Source organism: Streptomyces sp. NPDC088810 (assembly GCF_044750305.1).
In the GTDB taxonomy this organism is placed as follows: Bacteria; Actinomycetota; Actinomycetes; order Streptomycetales; family Streptomycetaceae; genus Streptomyces.
In genome coordinates, this window is record NZ_JBIVJQ010000009.1 from 329,529 (window position 1) to 349,083 (window position 19,555).

The 19,555-nt window shown below is 73.2% G+C and carries 20 protein-coding genes; 6 read left to right on the plus strand and 14 right to left on the minus strand.

Annotation, left to right across the window (positions count from 1 at the left end; genetic code table 11):
* Positions 1-21 precede the first annotated feature (21 nt).
* The 10 genes from ACIP4Y_RS27715 to ACIP4Y_RS27760 all read right to left on the minus strand — a co-directional run bounded on the left by ACIP4Y_RS27715 (position 22) and on the right by ACIP4Y_RS27760 (position 9,335).
* Positions 22-180, minus strand: coding sequence for a hypothetical protein (locus ACIP4Y_RS27715; protein ID WP_401398368.1), 159 nt, complete (start codon positions 178-180; stop codon positions 22-24).
* A 16-nt stretch (positions 181-196) separates the two neighbouring features.
* Positions 197-1,549, minus strand: a complete 1,353-nt coding sequence (locus tag ACIP4Y_RS27720) for an MFS transporter (RefSeq protein WP_401398370.1) — start codon at positions 1,547-1,549, stop codon at positions 197-199.
* Between the two features lie 11 nt (positions 1,550-1,560).
* Positions 1,561-2,379 (minus strand): ABC transporter ATP-binding protein, encoded by an 819-nt coding sequence (locus tag ACIP4Y_RS27725; RefSeq protein WP_401398372.1) that lies wholly within the window; start codon positions 2,377-2,379, stop codon positions 1,561-1,563.
* Entirely contained in the window at positions 2,376-3,449 is a 1,074-nt protein-coding gene (locus tag ACIP4Y_RS27730) for a FecCD family ABC transporter permease (protein ID WP_401398374.1), read from the minus strand. The genes ACIP4Y_RS27725 and ACIP4Y_RS27730 overlap by 4 nt, the downstream gene beginning before the upstream one ends.
* Before the next feature lie 2 nt (positions 3,450-3,451).
* Positions 3,452-4,531 (minus strand): ABC transporter substrate-binding protein, encoded by a 1,080-nt coding sequence (locus tag ACIP4Y_RS27735; RefSeq protein WP_401398376.1) that lies wholly within the window; start codon positions 4,529-4,531, stop codon positions 3,452-3,454.
* Between the two features lie 158 nt (positions 4,532-4,689).
* Positions 4,690-5,337: a sigma-70 family RNA polymerase sigma factor gene (locus ACIP4Y_RS27740; RefSeq protein ID WP_401398378.1), complete on the minus strand. Its 648-nt coding sequence runs from the start codon at positions 5,335-5,337 to the stop codon at positions 4,690-4,692.
* Positions 5,338-5,516: 179 nt separating this feature from the next.
* A complete protein-coding gene (locus tag ACIP4Y_RS27745) occupies positions 5,517-6,194 on the minus strand; it encodes a hypothetical protein (RefSeq protein WP_401398380.1) in 678 nt (225 codons plus the stop codon).
* Positions 6,195-6,334: 140 nt separating this feature from the next.
* A complete protein-coding gene (locus ACIP4Y_RS27750) occupies positions 6,335-6,853 on the minus strand; it encodes a copper chaperone PCu(A)C (protein ID WP_401398382.1) in 519 nt (172 codons plus the stop codon).
* Positions 6,850-9,102, minus strand: a complete 2,253-nt coding sequence (locus ACIP4Y_RS27755) for a heavy metal translocating P-type ATPase (protein WP_401398384.1) — start codon at positions 9,100-9,102, stop codon at positions 6,850-6,852. Before ACIP4Y_RS27755 ends, ACIP4Y_RS27750 begins: the two co-directional genes overlap by 4 nt.
* Positions 9,102-9,335, minus strand: a complete 234-nt coding sequence (locus ACIP4Y_RS27760; RefSeq protein WP_401398386.1) for a hypothetical protein — start codon at positions 9,333-9,335, stop codon at positions 9,102-9,104. The genes ACIP4Y_RS27755 and ACIP4Y_RS27760 overlap by 1 nt, the downstream gene beginning before the upstream one ends.
* A gap of 257 nt (positions 9,336-9,592) precedes the next feature.
* Here ACIP4Y_RS27760 and ACIP4Y_RS27765 point away from each other — a divergent pair, with 257 nt between their 5' ends.
* The 5 genes from ACIP4Y_RS27765 (at position 9,593) to ACIP4Y_RS27785 (ending at position 13,609) form a co-directional block, all read left to right on the plus strand.
* Entirely contained in the window at positions 9,593-9,910 is a 318-nt protein-coding gene (locus ACIP4Y_RS27765) for a hypothetical protein (protein ID WP_401398388.1), read from the plus strand.
* A gap of 875 nt (positions 9,911-10,785) precedes the next feature.
* The gene (locus tag ACIP4Y_RS27770; protein ID WP_007383480.1) at positions 10,786-10,989 is read left to right on the plus strand and encodes a cold-shock protein; all 204 of its coding nucleotides are present in this window, start codon (positions 10,786-10,788) and stop codon (positions 10,987-10,989) included.
* 245 nt (positions 10,990-11,234) lie between these two features.
* On the plus strand, positions 11,235-12,812 hold the full coding sequence (locus tag ACIP4Y_RS27775) for a DEAD/DEAH box helicase (protein ID WP_401398390.1): 1,578 nt from the start codon (positions 11,235-11,237) through the stop codon (positions 12,810-12,812).
* A 79-nt stretch (positions 12,813-12,891) separates the two neighbouring features.
* Positions 12,892-13,290: a CBS domain-containing protein gene (locus tag ACIP4Y_RS27780; protein ID WP_401398392.1), complete on the plus strand. Its 399-nt coding sequence runs from the start codon at positions 12,892-12,894 to the stop codon at positions 13,288-13,290.
* 31 nt (positions 13,291-13,321) lie between these two features.
* A complete protein-coding gene (locus ACIP4Y_RS27785; RefSeq protein ID WP_358647776.1) occupies positions 13,322-13,609 on the plus strand; it encodes an SCO5918 family protein in 288 nt (95 codons plus the stop codon).
* Positions 13,610-13,678: 69 nt separating this feature from the next.
* Here ACIP4Y_RS27785 and ACIP4Y_RS27790 read toward each other — a convergent pair whose 3' ends face one another.
* From ACIP4Y_RS27790 to sbnA, 3 genes are all read right to left on the minus strand, one after another.
* Positions 13,679-13,888, minus strand: coding sequence for a hypothetical protein (locus ACIP4Y_RS27790; RefSeq protein WP_401398395.1), 210 nt, complete (start codon positions 13,886-13,888; stop codon positions 13,679-13,681).
* A 375-nt stretch (positions 13,889-14,263) separates the two neighbouring features.
* On the minus strand, positions 14,264-15,007 hold the full coding sequence (locus tag ACIP4Y_RS27795; RefSeq protein WP_401398397.1) for a thioesterase II family protein: 744 nt from the start codon (positions 15,005-15,007) through the stop codon (positions 14,264-14,266).
* Between the two features lie 57 nt (positions 15,008-15,064).
* The gene (sbnA, locus tag ACIP4Y_RS27800) at positions 15,065-16,036 is read right to left on the minus strand and encodes a 2,3-diaminopropionate biosynthesis protein SbnA (protein WP_401398399.1); all 972 of its coding nucleotides are present in this window, start codon (positions 16,034-16,036) and stop codon (positions 15,065-15,067) included.
* A gap of 776 nt (positions 16,037-16,812) precedes the next feature.
* Between sbnA and ACIP4Y_RS27805 the strand changes: the two genes are divergently transcribed.
* Positions 16,813-17,736: an AfsR/SARP family transcriptional regulator gene (locus ACIP4Y_RS27805; protein WP_358646790.1), complete on the plus strand. Its 924-nt coding sequence runs from the start codon at positions 16,813-16,815 to the stop codon at positions 17,734-17,736.
* 769 nt (positions 17,737-18,505) lie between these two features.
* Here ACIP4Y_RS27805 and ACIP4Y_RS27810 read toward each other — a convergent pair.
* On the minus strand, positions 18,506-19,450 hold the full coding sequence (locus ACIP4Y_RS27810; protein ID WP_401398402.1) for a TauD/TfdA family dioxygenase: 945 nt from the start codon (positions 19,448-19,450) through the stop codon (positions 18,506-18,508).
* Positions 19,451-19,555 lie beyond the last annotated feature (105 nt).

A 19,555-nucleotide genomic window follows, 5' to 3' on the forward strand; every position in this document is an offset into this window, starting at 1 on the left:
CACATACGGGTGACTCCTCGATCAGGGACGAACGGCGGGCAACGCGAGCAGGGATACGGCGAGACACACACCGCCGGCACCCGGACCGCGCGGCGAGACGGTGGCGGTCATGGCCTCGATGACGGGAGCCTGGGCACGGGCGTCGTGGTGGAAGGACACCCAGCCGGTGATTCCGCACATACGGGTGACTCCTCGATCAGGGACGAACGGCGGGCAACGCGAGCAGGGATACGGCGAGGCAGGCGGCGGTGGCGGCCAGGGCCGGACCCGCGCGGGGCACGCCGGTCAGTCCCCAGGCGGCGGTGGCCAGGGCGGGGCCGAGGGTGAAGCCGAGGCTGCGGGCGAGCTGGACCGTGGAGCCGGCGGTGGCGAGGCGGTCCGGTGGAGCCGTGCCCATGACCAGGGCCTGGGTCGGGCCGCCGTTCAGGCCCATGCCGAGGCCGGCCAGGGCCAGCCGCCAGGCCACGTCCAGCGGTGACCAGGCGCCGTCCCACGGGACGAGCAGGAGCAGGCCGGTGGCGGTGAGGGCGGCGCCGGTGACCGCCATGGGCCGGGCGCCGTACCTGTCGGCGAGGCGGCCGCCCGGCGGGCCGGCCAGGCCCATACCGAGCGGGAAGGCGAGCACGGTGAGCCCGGTCGTCGTGGCGCTGACGCCGTCGTCGCGCTGGAGGTGCAGGGCGACGACGTAGTGCGTGGCGGCGAAGCCGGCCGCCAGGGCCAGCACCGCACCGTGCGCCCGGAGCAGTCCCGGGACCCGCAGCACGCCGGTCACCGGACGCCCGCCGGGACCGCGCGACCACCACCACAGCGGCGGCACGGCCGCGAGCGCGAGCAGCAGCCACGCCGGACGGTCCGGCGCCAGCGTCAGCGCCAGCAGCAGGACCGCCACACCGGTGGCCACCGGCAGCGCGTCCCCGGCCGACCGCCGGTCGGGCCGGCGCAGCCCGCCGTCCGGCGGCAGCGCGCGCCAGGTCACCACCAGGGCGAGCACGCAGAGGGGGATCTTGACGAGGAAGACGGAGTGCCAGCCCAGGTGGTCCAGCAGCAGTCCGCCCACCGCCGGTCCGGTCACCGCGCCGAGGGGGCCGAGGGTGGCGGGCACGCTCATCGCCCGCGCTCGTTTCGGGGGCCGTACCGAGCGGATCGCGAGAACCGGCATCAGGACGAACAGCACCGCCCCGAACGCGCCCTGCGCGAGGCGGGCGGCGATCAGCCAGGCGATCCAGGGAGCGGCGGCCGCCAGCAGGCTGCACAGCGCGAAGCCGGCGGTCGCGGCGAGGACCGCGGAGCGCGTCCCCACGCCGTCGAGCCATCGCCCGGCAGGCAACAGCAGGGCCACCACGGGGAGTTGGTAACCGAGGACGGCCCACTGCGCGGTCGCGGCGGAGACGTGCAGGCCGTCGGCGATGTCCGCGAGAGCGACGTTGACGATGTTCATGTCGAGCATCGCCACGAACGACAGCAGGCCCGCCACGGCCACCAGCATCCAGCGGTCCTCACCGGCGGCTATGTGCCCGGGCCGGTCCGCACCGGGACCGTGGTCCGTCATCCTTCCGCCCCTCACCGTCGTGGCCGGGCCGCCCGAGGGCAGCCCCGTCCCGTCTCGTCCGCCGGCGCACGGTGGTCCACGGCGATCAGCGGATCGCCGGTGAGGGGATGCTCGGCGACCGCCGCCCGCACCCCGAACACCTCCGCCATCAGGGCCGGTGTGAGCACCTCGCGCGGCGGCCCGGAGGCGACCACCGATCCGGCGTGCAGGACGTGGAGGCGGTCGCACACGGACGCGGCGGCGTTGAGGTCGTGCAGCGAGACCAGGGTCGTACGGCGCCGGCCGCGCAGCAGGGCGAGCAGTTCCACCTGGTGGCGGATGTCGAGGTGGTTGGTCGGCTCGTCGAGGACCAGGACGTCGGCCTCCTGGGCGAAGGCGCGGGCCAGCAGCACGCGTTGGCGCTCTCCGCCGGACAGGGCCGTGAACCGGCGTTCCGCGTGGGTGTCCATGCCGACGTCGGCCAGGGCACGGGCGACGGTCGCCCGGTCGGTGGCGTCCTCCCCGGCGAAGGCCCGCTTGTAGGGGGTGCGGCCCATGGCGACGACCTCGCGCACGGTCAGCTCGAAGTCGCTCTCCCGCTCCTGCGGCAGGGCCGCCACGTGCCGCGCCGACCGGGCCGCGCTCAGCTCGCGCAGGTCGGTGCCGGCCAGCAGCACGCGTCCCGCGGTCGGCTTCAGGTGCCGGTAGACGGTGCGCAGGAGCGTGGACTTGCCGCTGCCGTTCGGGCCGACCAGGCCGGTGATCTCGCCCTCGGCCGCGATCAGACGGGCGCCGGCGACGACGGTCCGGCCGGCGTAGGCGACGTGCAGGTCCTCGATGGCGATCCTCAACTGCCGCTCCCCAGGCGCCGGTCCAGCAGATACAGCAGGGCCGGAGCCCCGAGCAGCGAGGTGACCACGCCCACCGGCAGCTCCTGGGTGTCCAGGGCCGTACGGCAGACGATGTCCACGACGACCAGCAGCACCGCCCCGAACAGCGCGGAGACCGGCAGCAGGCGCCGGTGGTCGCCGCCGACGACCAGGCGGCAGACGTGCGGCACCATCAGGGCGACGAAGGCGATCGCGCCGGAGACGGCGACCAGCACGCCGGTCAGCACGCTGGTGACGGTGAACAGTTCGCGGCGCAGCCGGGTGACGTCGATGCCGAGCCCGGCGGCCGTCTCGTCGCCCATCAGCAGGGCGTTCAGGCCCCGGGCGCGCGCCTGCAGCCAGAGCAGGGCGACGGGTACGGCGACGGCCGGTGCCGCGAGCAGCTGCCAGGTGGCCCCGCTCAGGCTGCCCATGAGCCAGAACAGCACGCTGCGGGTCTGCTGCTCGTCCCCGGCCTGCACCACCAGGTAGCTGGTGAACCCGGACAGGAACTGGCCGATCGCCACCCCGGCGAGCACCAGCCGCAGCGGTGCGAAGCCCCCGCTGCGCCGGGCCACCGCCCACACCGCGGCGAAGGTGGCCAGGGCCCCGGCGAAAGCGGCGCCGGACAGGCCCAGTCCGAGCGCCCCGCCCGCGCCGGCGCCGAGCACGATCGCGGCCACCGCCCCGAGGGAGGCGCCGTTGGAGACACCCAGCAGGTAGGGGTCGGCGAGCGGGTTGCGCACCAGCGCCTGCACGGCCGTACCGACGACACCGAGTCCGGCGCCGACCAGGGCGGCGAGCAGGGCGCGGGGCACCCGCAGCTGCCAGACGATCAGGTCGTCGGTGCCGGGCCGCGGCGCCTGTCCGGACAGTCTCCTGCCCACCACGCCCCACACCTCGCCGGGCGGAATGGACGTCGGGCCCCAGGACACGGCCGCCGTCAGCGCGGCCAGCAGCGCCACGGCGAGTACGGCCGACAGGGGACCGGCGCGCAGGCTGCCACGCGTTCCGGAGTCCGCCGTCTTCCGGCGCACCAGCGTGAGGGCCACGGTCAGCCGGCCTTGCCCGGGTGGACGGCTGCGGCGATGGCCGCCACCGTGTCGGCGTTCCGCACTCCCGCGATGGTCGTCTGTTCGGAGCCGATGCGCAGGAGGCGGCCTTCCTTCACCGCTTTGAGGCCCTTGGTGGCCGGGTTGGACTTCAGCCACTGTTCGGCCTCGTCGAACGCCTCCTTGTTCGCCGCCTCGCTGCCCCGGTCGCGGACCCCGAGCTGGATCCAGTCCGGGTCCTTGGCGATCACGTCCTCCCAGCCGGCCTGCCGGTAGTCGCCGTCGCAGTCGGCGAAGGCGTTGCGTGCGCCGGCCAGACTGATCACGGCGTTGGCGAGCTGGCGGTTGCAGGTGACGACGGGCTGCTTCGTACCGGCGTCGTAGTCGAAGAAGAAGTACGTCGGCCGTTCGCTCTCCGCCGTGCCGCCGACCGCCTTCCGGACGGCGGCCACCTTCTCCCGCATGCCGGTGACGAGTTCCTTCGCCCGCGCACTCGTGCCGGTGACGGCGCCGAGGGAGGTGATGTCGGCCTCGACCGCGGACAGGTCGGTCACCGGGGCCTTGCGCTGGGCCGCGCAGGCGGTCGACTTCAGGTAGATGTGCCGGATGCCCGCTGCCTTGAACTCCTCCGGCGTCGGCGCGTCGCCCGTTCCGCCGCCGCCCATGCTCCCCATGGAGGCGAAGGTGTCGATGTAGAGGTCGGCACCGGAGCCGAGCAGCTTCTCCTTGGGGATGACGGTCCGGCCGAGCACCCTCACCTGCTGCGCCTGCGCGTCGAGCGGGCCGGGCAGTGTGCCCTTGCCGGGCGGGAAGCCGGTGCCGATCACCCTGTCGCCGGCGCCGAGGCGCAGCAGCAGCTCCAGGCTGGAGGCGTTGCTGGTGACGATCTTCTTCGGGGCGGCGGAGAAGGCGGTCCTGGCGCCCGTGCAGTCGGTCACGGAGACCGGGTAGGCGTCCTGGCCGGAGCTTCCCGCCTTCTGCGCACTCTGGCTCCCGGTGTCCTTCCCCCCGCCGCCGCAGCCCGCCGCCAACAGCCCGGCGAGCACGACGGCCGCCGCAGAGCTCCCCACACGAGAACGCATCGAACAACTCCCGGATCCACTCGGTACGCGGGCGAGCCTCCGTCACCCGGTCCAGAAGTCGGGGCGCAGGCGCCGTGAGTTCCCGGGCAGTCGCACCGCTTCGGTGCCGGGTGCCGGTGCCGGAGTGCGACCGGCCGGCACCGGCACCTCCCGGGTCGTCAGGCCGCCAGGGCGGCGGGTGCGTCGGCCGCGTCCAGCAGGGCCAGCAGGGTCGCGCGGGCCCGTGCGACGCGGGAGCGGACCGTGCCGATCGGGCAGTCGCTGACCTCGGCCGCCTCCGCATAGGGCAGGCCGAGCAGCTGCGTGAGGACGAACGCCTCGCGGCGGTCGTCGGGCAGCGAGTCCAGCAGGTCCAGCAGGGCTATGCCGTCGTCGAAGCCGGGCAGGCCCTGCGGCTGGGCCCGTTCGACGGCCATCCGCCAGTCCGGGACGTCCGACAGACGGGGCCGGGCGGCGGCGTACCGGTAGCTGTCGATCACCGCGCGGCGGGCGATGGACAGCAGCCAGGCCCGGGCCGAGGAACGCCCCTCGAACCGGTGCAGGCTGCCGAGCGCCCGCAGGAACGTGTCCTGCGCCAGATCGTCCACAGCCTGGGGATCGCCGCACAGATGGGCGACATAACGCTGCACGTCCCGGTGCAGGGCGCGCACGAACCGCTCCACCGCGTGCACGTCACCGCCTCGGGCGGCCAGTGCCCATGCGGTGATCGACGCGTCGAGCGCGGCCGTCGTGTCACTGGCTGTCTCACTGCTCTTCACACTGCTTCTGTCGCTTCGGACATACGAAGCGGGCAGGGCGGAGGTCATCACCTGGTGTCCTTCTCGGGTCGACCGTGATCCGGACCGTGGGCACGCGCGAGCGGCCGGTCCGGTGAAGGGGGGAGACGGCCCTACGGCGCCGGGGTGACGAAGCGTCCGCCCCGCCGGTGCGGTCGTACGGCCGTGGCCCGAGGCGCGAACGGGCGGCCTCGGGGAACCAGCTGTCGTCAGGCGACAGCCGTCTCCGCGGGCGGACCCCGAGAAGTGATCGCGTGGACGAGAAGGAGCAGGCGCGGCGCCCGGTCCGAGCGGCGGCGCCGGATGCGGACGCGCGGACGGTCCGGGGTGACGGGCAGGGCGAGCAGGAACCGCAGCGGCGCCGCCAGCCATCCGGCCACCGCCCGCAGGATCCGGAAGGCGGCCTTCTCGCCGTACGCCAGCCACAGGCCGCACAGCAACGCGGCGAGCAGGTGGGCGGCGAGCATGCCGAACGACGAGCCGCCGCCCATGGAGTGGCCCGTCTGGCCCATCTGGCCCATGTGGTGCGCGCCCATGTGCCCCATGTCCATGGAGCCCGTGTCCATGGAACCCATCTGCATCGAGCCCATGTCCATGGAGACCATGGTGTCCATGGCGTCCGAACCGCCGGACGCCGACTGGGCGCGGGCGAACGCCTCGTGCAGCACGGTCTGGGCGGCGACCACGACCGTCACGATCAACGGCAGCCCGCGCTCACGCCCCGCCAGAGCCCAGCCCGCGGCCCCGGTCCCGACCAGGCCGGCGGCCAAGGCCCAGGCGGGCACATCGCTCCCGGACATCAGGACGTGGCCCAGGGCGGCGAGCACGACGCATACGGCCGCGAACACCGCGGCCCGTATCGTGCGAACACACCACCCTGCTGTCATGGCGCCTCATCCTCGCATCCGGGGTGCGGTCGTCGGGGACGGGTACGGAAATTGTCCGGGCATCGCACTCAATCCCCGGGCTGTGATCCAGACCACGGCGTCCCGCCGGAACCGACCGGCGTTCCCGCCCGACATCCTGTTCAGGACGCCCGATCACCGGGGCGGGTCACCACGGCGAGCGTCCTGACCGGCGCGCTGTGCTCGAAGTGCAGCGTGAAGGGCACGAGGTCGCCCGCCTGCCGGCCCGGCCCGCGCAGGGTCACGTCCACGCCGTGCGGCGACATGACCAGCTCGCCGCCGGCCGGGACGGTGACCGCGTCCACGTCGGCCTTGTACGCGGCTCCGCCGCCGGTGCTGCGGTGACGGCTGAGGGAGATCCTGCCGCGCGTGCCGGTGGAGGTCACCCGGACCAGCCGGTCGTCGGAGCCTCCGAGGTTGGAGACGGTGAAGAACGCCGCGGTCTCCGTGCTGCCGCCGTACGGCAGGAGGACCCGCCCGGACGAGACGGTGATCCGCGGCGGGCTGCCCGCCTGCCCGGCCCCGACCCAGGTGGTCAGGCCGCCCAGGGCGAGGCTGCACGCGGCCACGGGCGGGAGTGCGGCGAGCAGGGTGTCGGTCAGCCGGCGGGCCGTCGGCCGCCAGGGGTGCTGTCCGGTCATCGGGTGGGCCTCCTGGCGGGCGCGGGCTGCCAGGCACGCAGCCGCAGGCTGTTGCCGACCACCAGCAGCGAACTGGCCGACATGGCTGCCGCGGCGAGCATCGGGTCGAGCAGGCCGACCATGGCGAGCGGCACGGTGACGGCGTTGTAGCCGAACGCCCAGACGAGGTTGGCGCGGACGGTGCCCAGCGTGCGCCGGGCGAGCCGTACCGCGTCCGGGAGGGCCTCGATGTCCCCGCGGACCAGCGTCACGTCGGCCGCTGCGACGGCCGCGTCGGTACTGGTGCCCAGGGCGATGCCGAGGTCCGCGCCGGCCAGCGCAGCGGCGTCGTTCACCCCGTCCCCGACCACCGCGACCCGGTAGCCCTGCTCCTGCAGGCCGCGGACGAGAGCGGCCTTGTCCTCGGGCGAGCAGCGGGCGTGCACCTCGTCGACGCCCAGGGCCGACGCGACGGCCCGCGCGGGCGCCTCCCGGTCGCCCGTGGCGAGCACCGGCCGGACACCGAGGCGCCGCAGCCGGTCCACGGCACGGTAGCTTCCGGGGCGCAGGACGTCCCCCACCTCGATCAGGGCCTCGGCCACGCCGTCGACGCGGACCAGGACAGGGGTGCGGGCGGCGGCCTCGGCCACGGTCATGGCGTCGGCGAGGGCCGGGGGCAGCGCGTCGTCCGGCGCGAGGACTTCGACCAGCCGTCCCTCGACACGGCCCCGTACCCCCCGGCCCGGCACGGCGCTGAAGTCGCTCACCTCCGGCAGCGGCGCGCTCGGCGGCACGCGTCGGGCGTACGCGGTGACGGCCTGGCCCAACGGGTGCTCCGAGCCCCGCTCGACCGCGCCGGCCAGCCGCAGCACCGCGTCCCCGCCCAGTCCGTCGGGTACGGCCGTGACCCGGGCCACCGTCATGCGGCCCGAGGTGAGCGTGCCGGTCTTGTCCAGGACGACGGCGTCGATGTGCTGCAGCCCCTCCAGCGCCTGCGGCCCGCCGACGAGCACGCCCAGTCGGGCGCCCCGCCCGGTCGCGGCCATCAGCGCGGTCGGTGTCGCCAGGCCCAGGGCGCAGGGGCAGGCCACGACCAGGACCGCCACGCACGCGGTGACCGCGGCCTGCGGATCGGCTCCGGCGCCGAGCCAGAACCCGAGCGCCGTGACGGCCAGCGCCAGCACGACCGGTACGAAGACACCCGCCACCGCGTCGGCCAGCCGTTGCGCCCGCGCCTTGCCGGCCTGCGCCTCGGTCACCAGCCGGGTGATACGGGCCAGCTGGGTGCCGGCGCCGACGGCCGTCGCCCGTACGAGCAGCAGCCCGCCGGAGTTGACGGCTCCGCCGACCACGGCGGCGCCGGGCCGCACCTCGACCGGCTCGCTCTCGCCGGTGACCAGGGACAGGTCCACCGCGGAGCTGCCCTCCACCACCTCGCCGTCGGTGGCGACCCGTTCCCCGGGCCGTACGACGAAGAGCTGCCCGACGGCCAGCCGCTCGATCGGGACGAGCCGTTCGGACCCGCCCTCCCGGACCGAGACCTCCTTGGCGGCGAGCCGGGCGAGCGACCGCAGTGCCGCCCCGGTCCCGCGCCGGGCCCGTGCCTCCAGGAACCTGCCGGCCAGGACGAACAGGGGTACGCCGACCGCCGCTTCGAGGTAGAGGTGAGCGCCGCCGTCCGGGGCCGAGGGCACGAAGGTGAACGGCATGCGCATGCCCGGCTGACCGGCACCGCCGAGGAACAGCGCGTACGCCGACCAGGAGAAGGAGGCCGTCACGCCCAGCGAGACCAGGGTGTCCATGGTCGCCGCCGCATGCCGCACGCCCCGCAGGGCCCGGGCGTGGAACGGCCAGGCACTCCACACGGCGACCGGCGCGGCCAGCACGAGGCACAGCCACTGCCAGTTCCGGAACTGCAGGCCCGGCAGCATCGACAGCACGAGCACCGGCAGCGCGAGCAACGCCGTGATCAGGAGCCGGTCGCGGTCCGGCCGGCCGCCCTCGGCATCCTCGTCCTGCTCCCGCTGCCGCGCGGGCGGTTCGGGCAGTGCGGCCGTGTACCCGGCCTGCTCGACGGTCGCGACGAGCTGCTCGGCACCGATCTCCGCCGGATGGTGCACCCGGGCCCGCCCGGTGGCCAGGTTGACGGTGGCCGTCACCCCGTCCAGCTTCCCGAGCTTCTTCTCGACCCGCCGCACGCAGGCCGCGCAGGTCATCCCGCCGACGGTCAGGTCGGTCGTCACCAGGGCCACCACGGGCTGCCCGCCCATCAGCGACTCCCCCCGTGCAGGTCTCCCATGTCGTCCATGCCTCCCGCGCCGCCGCCCCGGCTCGTCCCCGTGCCGTGCATGCCGGGCGCCACGGGCCCGGCAGCGGCGCCGACGGCGTACGACACCGCGAACACCAGAGCCAGCAGCAGGAGGAACCCGCAGAGGGCGGGCGGGGGCGCCGGCTTTCGCAGCCGCGCAGCCGCGCCGGAGGGGGATCGCCGGGATTCGTCCATCAACCGCGTCTCCAGTCCACGTCGTACGGCCCCGGCAGGATGAGCCGTGCCGCTTCAGAAGTCGGACCGGTCGGCGGCCGAGTTCCGGAAGGCATCCCCGTCCTCGTTCGTCTCCGGTGCGGTAGACCGTCTGCTCCCGTGCAGTCGGCCGCTTCGGCGTAGTCGCCCGTCCGGCGGATGCCGGGATGCAATGCGGTGGCGGGCCCGTACGGTCGGTTACAGGCCGGGATGTGCCTGGCCGCACGTCAGGAGGGTCCATGCGCCGCATCGGCTCGACACTCGCCACACTCGGCGCCGCCGGGGTGCTGGCGCTCGCCGTTCCCTCGTCGGCGTTCGCCGCGAACGGGTTCCTGGTGATCGACGGAGTCCGTCACGACAACCCGAACGGCTGCTTCGAAGTACCCCACCTGTCGACCGTCTTCAACGTGACGGACATACCCGCCCTGGTCCACGACGTCCCCGGCTGCGCCGGCACCTTCGTCCACGTCATCCCCCCCGGGCTGGCGGAGCGGGTGCCCGGGACGCACAGCATCTTCATGGGCGAACCGGCGGCGGACCTGCTGCCCCCCGGGTGACGGGCCGGCGGTGCGCCGCCGCTCAGCCGGTGAAGTACCGCTTGTCGCGGGCGATCGCCAGCAGCTCGTCCATGGTCAGCCCCGGCCGCGGGCGGGTCACCGGAGCGCTCTCGGCGTAGGAGTTGACCTCCCGCACCGCGACCCGGCGGCCGTCCGGATCCAGGATGCCGACCAGCCATACGACGGCCGAACCGCCCTTCTCCGAGGGGCCCTCGACCGGCGAGCAGCACGAGCACGGTCAGCGACCCGCGGCGGCGGGGCCTCCGAGGAGGAGGATGCCGAGCCGGCGGCGGCCCGGGACGCCGTCGACCGCCTGATCTCCCGGCGCGGCTGGCGGACGAACGCGGCGAGCCCCGCCGCCGACGACCTGGCCAAGGCCCTGGCCGCGATGGCCGCACCGCGCGGGACGAGCTGAACCGCGCGGAAATCTGTCACGGCGAGACCAGATCTCCGCGCCCGGCGGCGTTAGGGTTACGGGGGGAGGCAGAGGGCGCTCGGCCTGCGGAGCGCGGGTGCCACGCACGCCTGGGTCCCCCGTCGAGGCCGCGTGCCGCGTCCTCTCCCTCGAGGACCAGCTGGACGACGCCCTACGCCCGAGGCGGGACATGCGCCGGGAGCTGGGCGAGCGCGGACCGAATACCTAGTCCCGCCGGTGCAGAATTTCGGTCTGCGACGGCACGAGAATTACCGGACGTCACGCAAAACACCCGGGCGATGCCAACCGACGTGTGTTAGCGTGATAGCAGTTGCAGTTTTGGTTGCCAGAGATTTTTTTCTTTGCAGAGCTTTCCGGATCTTTCCGGAGGGGTGATCATCGCGGCGACTCGGCTCCGCAAAGTGCGGAGTCCGGCACTGCCCTCCGAGGGAGATTCAATATGGCATCTGGCACCGTGAAGTGGTTCAACGCGGAAAAGGGCTTCGGCTTCATCGAGCAGGACGGCGGCGGCGCCGACGTGTTCGCGCACTACTCGAACATCGCCACCTCCGGCTTCCGCGAGCTTCAGGAAGGCCAGAAGGTGACCTTCGACGTCACGCAGGGCCAGAAGGGCCCGCAGGCCGAGAACATCGTTCCCGCCTGACGCTGACGCGAAATCGTCGCGAACCAGCGGTTCGCGCATCATGTGGCTGGGGCCCGCGCTCTTGGGGTGCGGGCCCCCGCTCATTGTCTGAGCCCCTTTCCGGATTCCCCGGACCACGGACGCCTCCGGCCGCCACGCCGAGAGCTCCGGCTCTTCACTTTTCTTCGGCTCATTCTTGCGAATCCTCGCGCGGTCGTCACCGCCGGACGGAATCCTCGATACGCCGCATCGAGGAAGGTTCCTCCATGAACCGCACCCCCCGTCGCTCCGGCGGCACGTCCGGCGGCTTCCGCGCGGACCGCAGGTCCACCCGCTCGGCAGGAGCCGCGCGCGGCGGCCGCCTCCGTACCCAGGAGCCGGGCCGCCAGGGCCCCCGCCCGGGCACCGGACGCAAGGGCGGCCCGGCCGCGCACTCCTCCCCGCGCCGGCAGGAGTTCGCCCTGCCGGTCACCCTCACGGAACCGCTGCCGGCGGTCGAGACGTTCGCCGAACTCGACATGCCCGCACGGCTGTTGGCCGCACTCGGCACCGAGGGCGTCACCGTGCCCTTCCCGATCCAGGCGGCCACCCTGCCGAACGCGCTGGCCGGCCGGGACGTCCTGGGCCGGGGCCGTACCGGCTCGGGCAAGACCCTTGCCTTCGGCCTGCCGCTGCTGGCCCGGCTGGACGGACAGCGGGCCCAGCCGCGGCAACCGCTCGCCCTCGTCCTCGTCCCCACCCGGGAACTGGCCCAGCAGGTCACCGACGCGCTCGCGCCCTACGCCCGCGCCCTGCGGCTGCGGCTCGCCACCGTGGTCGGCGGCATGTCGATCGGCCGGCAGGCGAGCGCGCTGCGCGGCGGCGCCGAGGTCGTCGTCGCGACGCCCGGCCGTCTGAAGGACCTCATCGAGCGGCGCGACTGCCAGCTCGACCAGGTCTGCGTCACCGTCCTGGACGAAGCCGACCAGATGGCCGACATGGGGTTCATGCCCCAGGTGACCGCACTGCTCGACCAAGTGCCCGCCCACGGCCAGCGGTTGCTGTTCTCGGCCACCCTGGACCGCAACATCGACCTCCTGGTACGCCGCTACCTCCACGACCCCGTGGTGCACTCGGTCGACCCGTCCGCGGGCGCCGTCACCACCATGGACCACCATCTGCTGCACGTGCACGACGACGACAAGCAGACCGCCGCGACCGAGATCGCCGCGCGCGACGGACGCGTGATCATGTTCCTGGACACCAAGCACGCGGTGGACCGGCTCACCAAGCACCTGCTGTCCGTCGGGGTGCGCGCCTCGGCCCTGCACGGCGGCAAGTCCCAGTCCCAGCGCAACCGGACGCTCGCCCAGTTCAAGGACGGCCAGGTCACGGCTCTGGTGGCCACCAACGTCGCCGCCCGCGGCATCCACGTCGACGGTCTCGACCTCGTCGTGAACGTCGACCCGCCCGGCGACCACAAGGACTACCTCCACCGCGGCGGCCGTACCGCGCGCGCCGGCGAGTCCGGCACCGTCGTCACCCTCGTCCTGCCGCACCAGCGGCGCACGGTGGACCGCCTCATGACCGACGCCGGTATCGCCGCGAACACCGCCCGGGTCCGCCCGGGCGAGGCCGAGCTGCAGCGGATCACCGGCGCCCGGACGCCCTCCGGCGTGCCCGTCGTCCTCGCCGCGCCGGCCGAGAACCGTCGCGAGGGCAAGGGATCGTCCGCCGGCCGGCGCCGCAGGGGCGGCGCGGGGCGCGGCAAGGGCGCGGGGGCCGTCCGCGGGGAGGGCGGCCAGGGCACCGGCCGTGGCGGGGAGGCCCGGGGCCGTCGGCCCGCTCCGCGGAACAACGCATAGTCCGAGCACGGGGACGCACTCCCAGCGGACCGGACGAGCCGTCGCCCGTCCCGTCCGCCCCGACGAAGAGGAGAAGCCCTTGACGCCGTTTCCGCCCCGAACCCGGCAGGCCTGCGGCACCGGCCTGACCGCCCGCGACGCCATGCACGCCCCCGGGCCGCAGGTCGACGACCACATGGCGGTCGACGTGGCCCTGTCCGTGCTCATCGGTGCGCGCGTCCCGCACCTGCTCCTGCGGGACGAGGACGGGCGGTGCGCGGGCCTGGTCACCCGGGCCCAGCTCGCCGCGCACCGCGGCGGCTCGTGGTACAGCGACCGGACGCGGCTGCGGGACATCGCGCTCGACCGCGGACCGTTCACCTCGTCCCGGGCCGCGCTCGGCGAGGCGGAAGCCGCCATGCGGGTGCGGACCCTGGACGTGTCCCCCGTGATCGACGAGCACGGATACGCCCTGGGCGTCCTCGCCCTCACGCCCTGACCGCCGTCTTCCCCACCCTGTGGAGGCATCCATGCGCTGTGTCATCGCCCGTTTCCCCTTCGACCTGATCAAGAGCGAGGTCGAGCAGGCCATGAGCGGCATCACGCCGGAACCCGTCACCGGCGTGTCCGTGAGCATCGGCCGCCGCGTCTACCCCGTGATGCAGGTCGGCGAGGTCATCACCCGGCAGAACCGCCGCGACTTCACGGTGGCCGAGATGCGCCGGGCCCTGACCCGCCTCGGCTTCACCTGCCACGAGCCGCGCCCGGTCGCCCCGGCCCTGGAGGTACGGGCCGACGAGGACGCGCTCGGCTGGTGACGCGCAGGGTGTAGCGGGAGAACGGTGGAGCGGGCTGCACCCTGGGGTGCAGCCCGCTCCACTTCGCCGTCAGAGGGTGACGCTGACGCTGACGTGGTCGTACTGGGCGACGGTGGCCAGGACCTGGTTCCCGACGGCGCCGAGGCCGGCCAGGACGTCCGCGTCGCTGACCGCCGTGGGGCCGGCGGCCAGGCCGGCGTGCGGGCTCAGGCCGCCGGAGACGCTGTCCAGCTCGGCGTCGGCGATCTCGGCGGTCCGGACCTGGGGAGCGGAGTTCATGAGGAGACTTCCCTTCGTATGGATGAGCCACAAGGGGGGCGGCCCCGCGGGGGACGGAACGCGGGTCTCGCGGCGCTGGGGATCAAAGCACGGACCACGCCCGTCATCCAGCCAACCGGCGTGCCCGCAGAGGAAGTCGGGCGTGCGGCCGTCGCATCCGTGCAGGCGCGCACACGGCGCCCGGACAGCCTCTCCATGATTCCCGCGGCTCCGTGACCCGGCGCGGCATGCGCCCCCGCCGACGGAACGGGACACTCCGCACGAACGGGGAATCCTGCGGCGGGCCCGGGCGCCGACTCCCGGCGCGCGGGCGGGGATTGCGCACGCGGTGTGCAGATTCACCGAAGCCGGCGGATCCGCCACCGCCGGCGCGGTTCAGCCGGTGTGCACGCCGAGGGTGGCGTCGATGAGGGCGGCCACCTCGGTGAGCCGCTCCTCCAGGTAGAAGTGGCCGCCGCGGAACTCGGTCACATCGGCCCCGGCGACGGAGTACGCGGACCAGCCGGCCGCGGCCTCGGCCGTGGCCACCGGGTCGCTGTCGCCCACCAGCGCGCTGATCCGGCAGCGCAGCGGGGGCCCCGGGGCCCAGGTGTAGCCGCGCAGCGCCCGGTAGTCGGCGCGGACGGCCGGGAGCACGAGGGCCATCAGGTCGGGGTCGTCGAGGACGACCGCCGCGGTGCCGCCGAGTGCGCGCAGTTCCGCGACGATCTCGGCGTCGTCGGCGGCGATGCCGTAGTCGCTGCGCCGGTCGCGGGGCGGCACCTGCCCGGAGACGAACAGCCGGGACGGTTCCGGGAGCCGCCACCGTTCCAGGCGGCGCACGGTCTCGTAGGCGAGCAGCCCGCCCATGCTGTGGCCGAAGACCGCGTAGGGGCCGTCGGTGAGCGGGCGCAGGGCCGCGGCGATGTGGTCCGCCAGCCGGCCGAGGTCCTCGACCGGCGGCTCGTCGAACCGCTCCTGGCGGCCGGGGTACTGGACGGCGACGACGTCGACGTCCGGCGCGAGTTCCCGGGCCAGCGGCAGGAAGCTGCTGGCGGCGCCGCCGGCGTGGGGGAAGCACACCAGGCGCGGCCCGCGGGCCGTGGTGGTGTCGAACCGCCTCAGCCACTTACTGTTCACGGTCGTTCCCGCCTTCTCCCATCGCGCTGTGCGTCCTTTGCGGCGCCGGTGCCGCCGTCAGGCGTCCAGCAGTGCGTCCAGCAGTCCGGGTCCGTACGACCGGGTCAGCCACTCCTGGTCGTAGACGGTCTCCAGGTAGCTCGCACCCAGGTCGGGTGCGACGGCGACCGCGGTCAGTCCGTCGCCGCCCCGGGTGGTCAGCCAGTCGAGCGCGCCGCTGACGACCGTGCCCGTCGAGCCGCCGAAGAGGAAGCCGTGGCCGACCAGCCGGTGACACATGCGGACCGTGTCGGGCTCGGAGACGTACACCACGTCGTCGAACAGCGAGGGGTCGAGGATCTGCGGGCGCACCCCGGTGCCCAGGCCCGGGATCAGCCGGCGTCCGGCCGGTCCGCCGAAGGTCACCGAACCCGTCGTGTCGATCGCGACGACCCGGACCGAGGGCAGGTTCTCCCGGAAGTAGGTGGCGCAGCCCATGAGCGTGCCGGTGGTGCCCGCGCCGATGAACAGCACGTCCAGGCCGGGAAAGGCCTCGGCGATCGCCGGGGCGGTGGTGCGGTAGTGGCTCGTCCAGTTGCCGGGGTTGGCGTACTGGTTCAGCCACAGGTATTCGGGGTTCTTCTCCAGCAGCCGCTGGACGAGGGCGAGGCGGGCGCCGAGGAATCCGCCCTCGGGGTCGGGCTCGGTGACGACGTGGACCTCGGTACCGAAGGTCTCCATGAGGCGGCGTGCGGTGCCGGTGCTGCGGACATCGGTCACGCAGACGAAGCGGTAGCCGCGGCTCGCGGCGACGAGGCCGAGGGCGACGCCCATGTTTCCCGACGACGACTCGATCAGCGTGTCGCCCGGGCGGATGTCGCCGGCCCGCTCTTTCTCCCGGACCATTTCGGCGGCGGCCTTTATCTTGACCGAGCCGGAGAAATTGAACCCCTCACACTTGAGGAAGAGCTGCCGTCCGAGACTGGGCATCAGGTCGACATAGAGATCCTCCACATTGAAATCGACGGGGTTCGAGATGACAGTCGCCATGTGGTGCAGCCCAATCTCGTCCAGGAGGGGCAGCCACACACCATCGGACACCCCAAGCGGAGACGCTCCTTCGACCGCCCGTCGATCATCTGCGCGGCTTCGATATTTGGCCTATACCGAGCCTATGCACAGGCCCGTCACCGAAGGTCGGCACGGGTGCGCCGGGCGCGGCCCCGGGGTCCGCGGCCGTGTCGTGTGCACCGCTGCTGAGCGCCGGTGAAGCGGGTGCCGCCGGCCGTCGCCGATCGACCGGATTCAGGCGGGCGCTCAGGGAAAATTACACCTGCCAAAGATCATTTGCAGGTGGCTGGAACCGAAAGTTCCGAGTGGCGGCCGACCTGGGGATGTCCCCCGTTCCGGCCCTCGCAACCCCCCGCAACTCAGACATAGCCGAAGATCCACATATAGCGTCAGCAGGACGTCATCTCCTCCTTCATTCGCAATCCAGCCACCCTTTCGATCCGGCCTCCGGCGCAGGCGGAGACCGCATTTTCCACCCCTTGACGCACGTTCGCACACGTGATTACGCTCACGGAGTCGGCCAATTTTGACCGATCCGACCAGGTCAAAGCCGACGAGGAAACGGGGGCTTGATCATGTCTTTCTTCCGCGACCGCGCGAGGTCGCGCATTCCTTCCATTGAGCTGAACGCTCTGGAAAATCCTCTTTAACGGCGCCAAGCAGCCAAAAAACGTCCTGTCGCGACACCTGGCGTTTGTGTGTTCGCCATGTGCCCGCTGCGCGATCAGCACGGCCGATAAGGAGCACAGTACGTGATGCAATTCAGAATCCTGGGCCCGGTCGGAATATGGTCAGGCGCCGCGGAGGTCCCGCTCAGCGGAACCAAGCAGCGCACCATGCTCGCCGCCCTCCTGCTGGCCGGCGGGCGGGTCATCCCGGACTACCGGCTCAGCCAGGCCTTATGGGGGAGCGAGCCGCCCTCCACCCATCAGGCGCAGCTCTACACCTACGCCTCCCGGCTGCGCCAGCACCTGGAGGACCACGCGGAGATCGTCCGCAAGGGGTCCGGCTACCTGATGCGCATCACCGCCGGACGGTTCGACTACGGGGACTTCACCGTGCTGTGCCGGGCGGGCCGCGACGCGCTGTCCTCCCGCCGGTACGACGACGCGGCGGACAACCTGCGCGCCGCCCTGTCCCTGTGGCGGGGCCCCACCCTCACCGACGTGACCGACCACCTGGGCGAGACCGAGCGGCCGATCATCGAGGAGGCCTACATGGAGGCGCTGGAGGGCCGCATCCTCGCGGACCTCGCGCTGGGCCGGCACGACCAGCTGGCCTCGGAACTCATCGGCCTGGTCCACGCCCACCCGCTGCGCGAGACCCTGCGCGCCCAGCTCATGGTGGTGCTGTACGCGTCCAACCGGCAGGCCGAGGCCTTCGCCGTGTACCACGAGGGCCGCCGCAGGCTGGAGGAGGAACTCGGGGTCGACCCGGGCTCGGCACTGCGCCGCACCTACGAGGCGATCCTCGCCGGAGGCATCGACCAGAGCTGGTACGCCCAGCTCATCGGCGTGCCCGCGCAGAGAGCGGAGCGACGAGGCGGCGCCCCGCTCACCGCGATGGCCATCCGCACCCCGATCATGACGCCGTCGGCGGCCGGCCCGTTCGCCCACCCGTGGCACGAGGAGGCTCCCGCCGACCGCGGCCCCCTCAGCCGTAACGTCATAGTGCGCTGAGGAAACCGGGGACGGGCCGCGGGACGGCGTCGCGGCCCTTCCGACTTCCCGTCCCTTCCGGCTTCCGGACCCGTCCGATTTCCCGACCCGTCCGGCTTCCCGACCCGTCTGACTACCCGGTCCCTCCTGCTTCCCGGCCCCTCCGATTTCCCGACCCGTCCGGCTTCCCGACCCGTCTGACTACCCGGTCCCTCCTGCTTCCCGGCCCCTCCGACTGCCCGGCCCTTCCGGCTTCCCGATCCGTCCGGCTTCCCGGCCCCTCCGACTGCCCGGCCCTTCCGGCTTCCGGGCCCTTCCGGCTTCCCGACCCGTCCGACTACCCGACCCTTCCGGCTTCCGGACCCGTCCGACTGCCCGGGCCCTCCGACTACCCGGGCCCTCCGACTACCCGGCCCTTCCGGCTTCCCGGACCCTTCCGACTACCCGACCCGTCCGACTACCCGGACCCGTCCGACTGCCCGGGCCCTCCGACTACCCGGGCCCTCCCGGGCCCTCCGGCTACCCGGGCCCTCTGACTACCCGGCCCATCCGGCTTCCGGACCCTTCCGGCTTTCCGACCCGTCCGACTACCCGACCCGTCCGACTACCCGGACCCTTCCGACTACCCGGCCCGTCCGACTACCCGACCCGTCCGACTGCCCGGCCCGTCCGGCTTCCCGACCCATCCGGCTTCCCGGCTCATCCGGCTTCCGGGCCCCTCCGACTACCCGCACCCCTCCGACTACCCGGACCCACTGACTACCCGGCCCCGGAAGGCTTCGTGGTCGGCTCAGTCCGACATGGCCACCAGGACGCGGCGCGGGCCCGTGAAGGGGCGTCGGCCGTGGGCGACGAGGACGTTGTCGATGAGCAGCAGGTCGCCGGCCTGCCAGTCGACGTCGACGGCGGCGTCCAGACCGCGGTCGCGGACCTGGGTGACGTAGGCGTCCGGTATCGGGGAGCCGTCCGCGAAGGACACGGACTGCGGCAGGTCCCGCTCCGGCATGATCCGGCTGAGCGCCGCCGCCGTCTCGTCGCCGAGCCCGGCGGCGTGCCACTGGTCGGCCTGGTTGAACCAGACCTCCGTGCCGGTGACGGGATGGCGCACGGTCGCCGGCCGCACCTGCGTCACCCGCAGGCCGCCGTCCGGCTTCCACTCGTACTGCGCCTCGGCGCTCTCCAGGAACTTCTCGACGTCGTCCCGGGAGTCGGTCTCGAAGGTCTCCTGCCAGCTCTTGCCGAAGCCCCGCCCGCCGTGCAGGTTCTGCGTGTAGCGCACCCCCTGCGCGAAGCTCTCCCGGACCTCCGGGTCCAGCAGCCGCAGCCAGCGCGCGCCGTCCACCACCGGGGTGGCGCCGCCGGTCTCGGGGGCGCGCTCGCAGAAGAACAGCAGCCGGGCGGGCCACTGGTGGGCGTAGCTCATCTCGTTGTGCATCGAGATGGTGTACTGCGGCGGGTACTCGGTCGAGGTGTAGACGTTCTGGCCCACCTTGGTACGCGGCGAGTTGCCGTGGACGTAGGCGAGCCGCCGGGGCAGCAGCGGTGCCATCACCGTGTCCAGCTCGGCCGGGTCGATCCCGAAGCCGCGGAAGACCACCGCCTTGTGCCGGGCCAGCAGCTCGGTCAGGTCGCCGAGCTCTTCCAGCAGGCCGAGCAGCCCCTGCGCGGTGGCGGGGGTCCGCGCGTCCGGCCTGACGACATGCGGTGCCCATGCGTCGTCGCGGTCTTCCTCCACGGCTTCTCCTTTCGGCGTCAGCTCGCTGAAGAGCCTGAGGACGGCTTCTATATTTCTTCGCTATTCGGTCGATAGCCGGGGCCGTATAGATCGGCTATAGCAGCT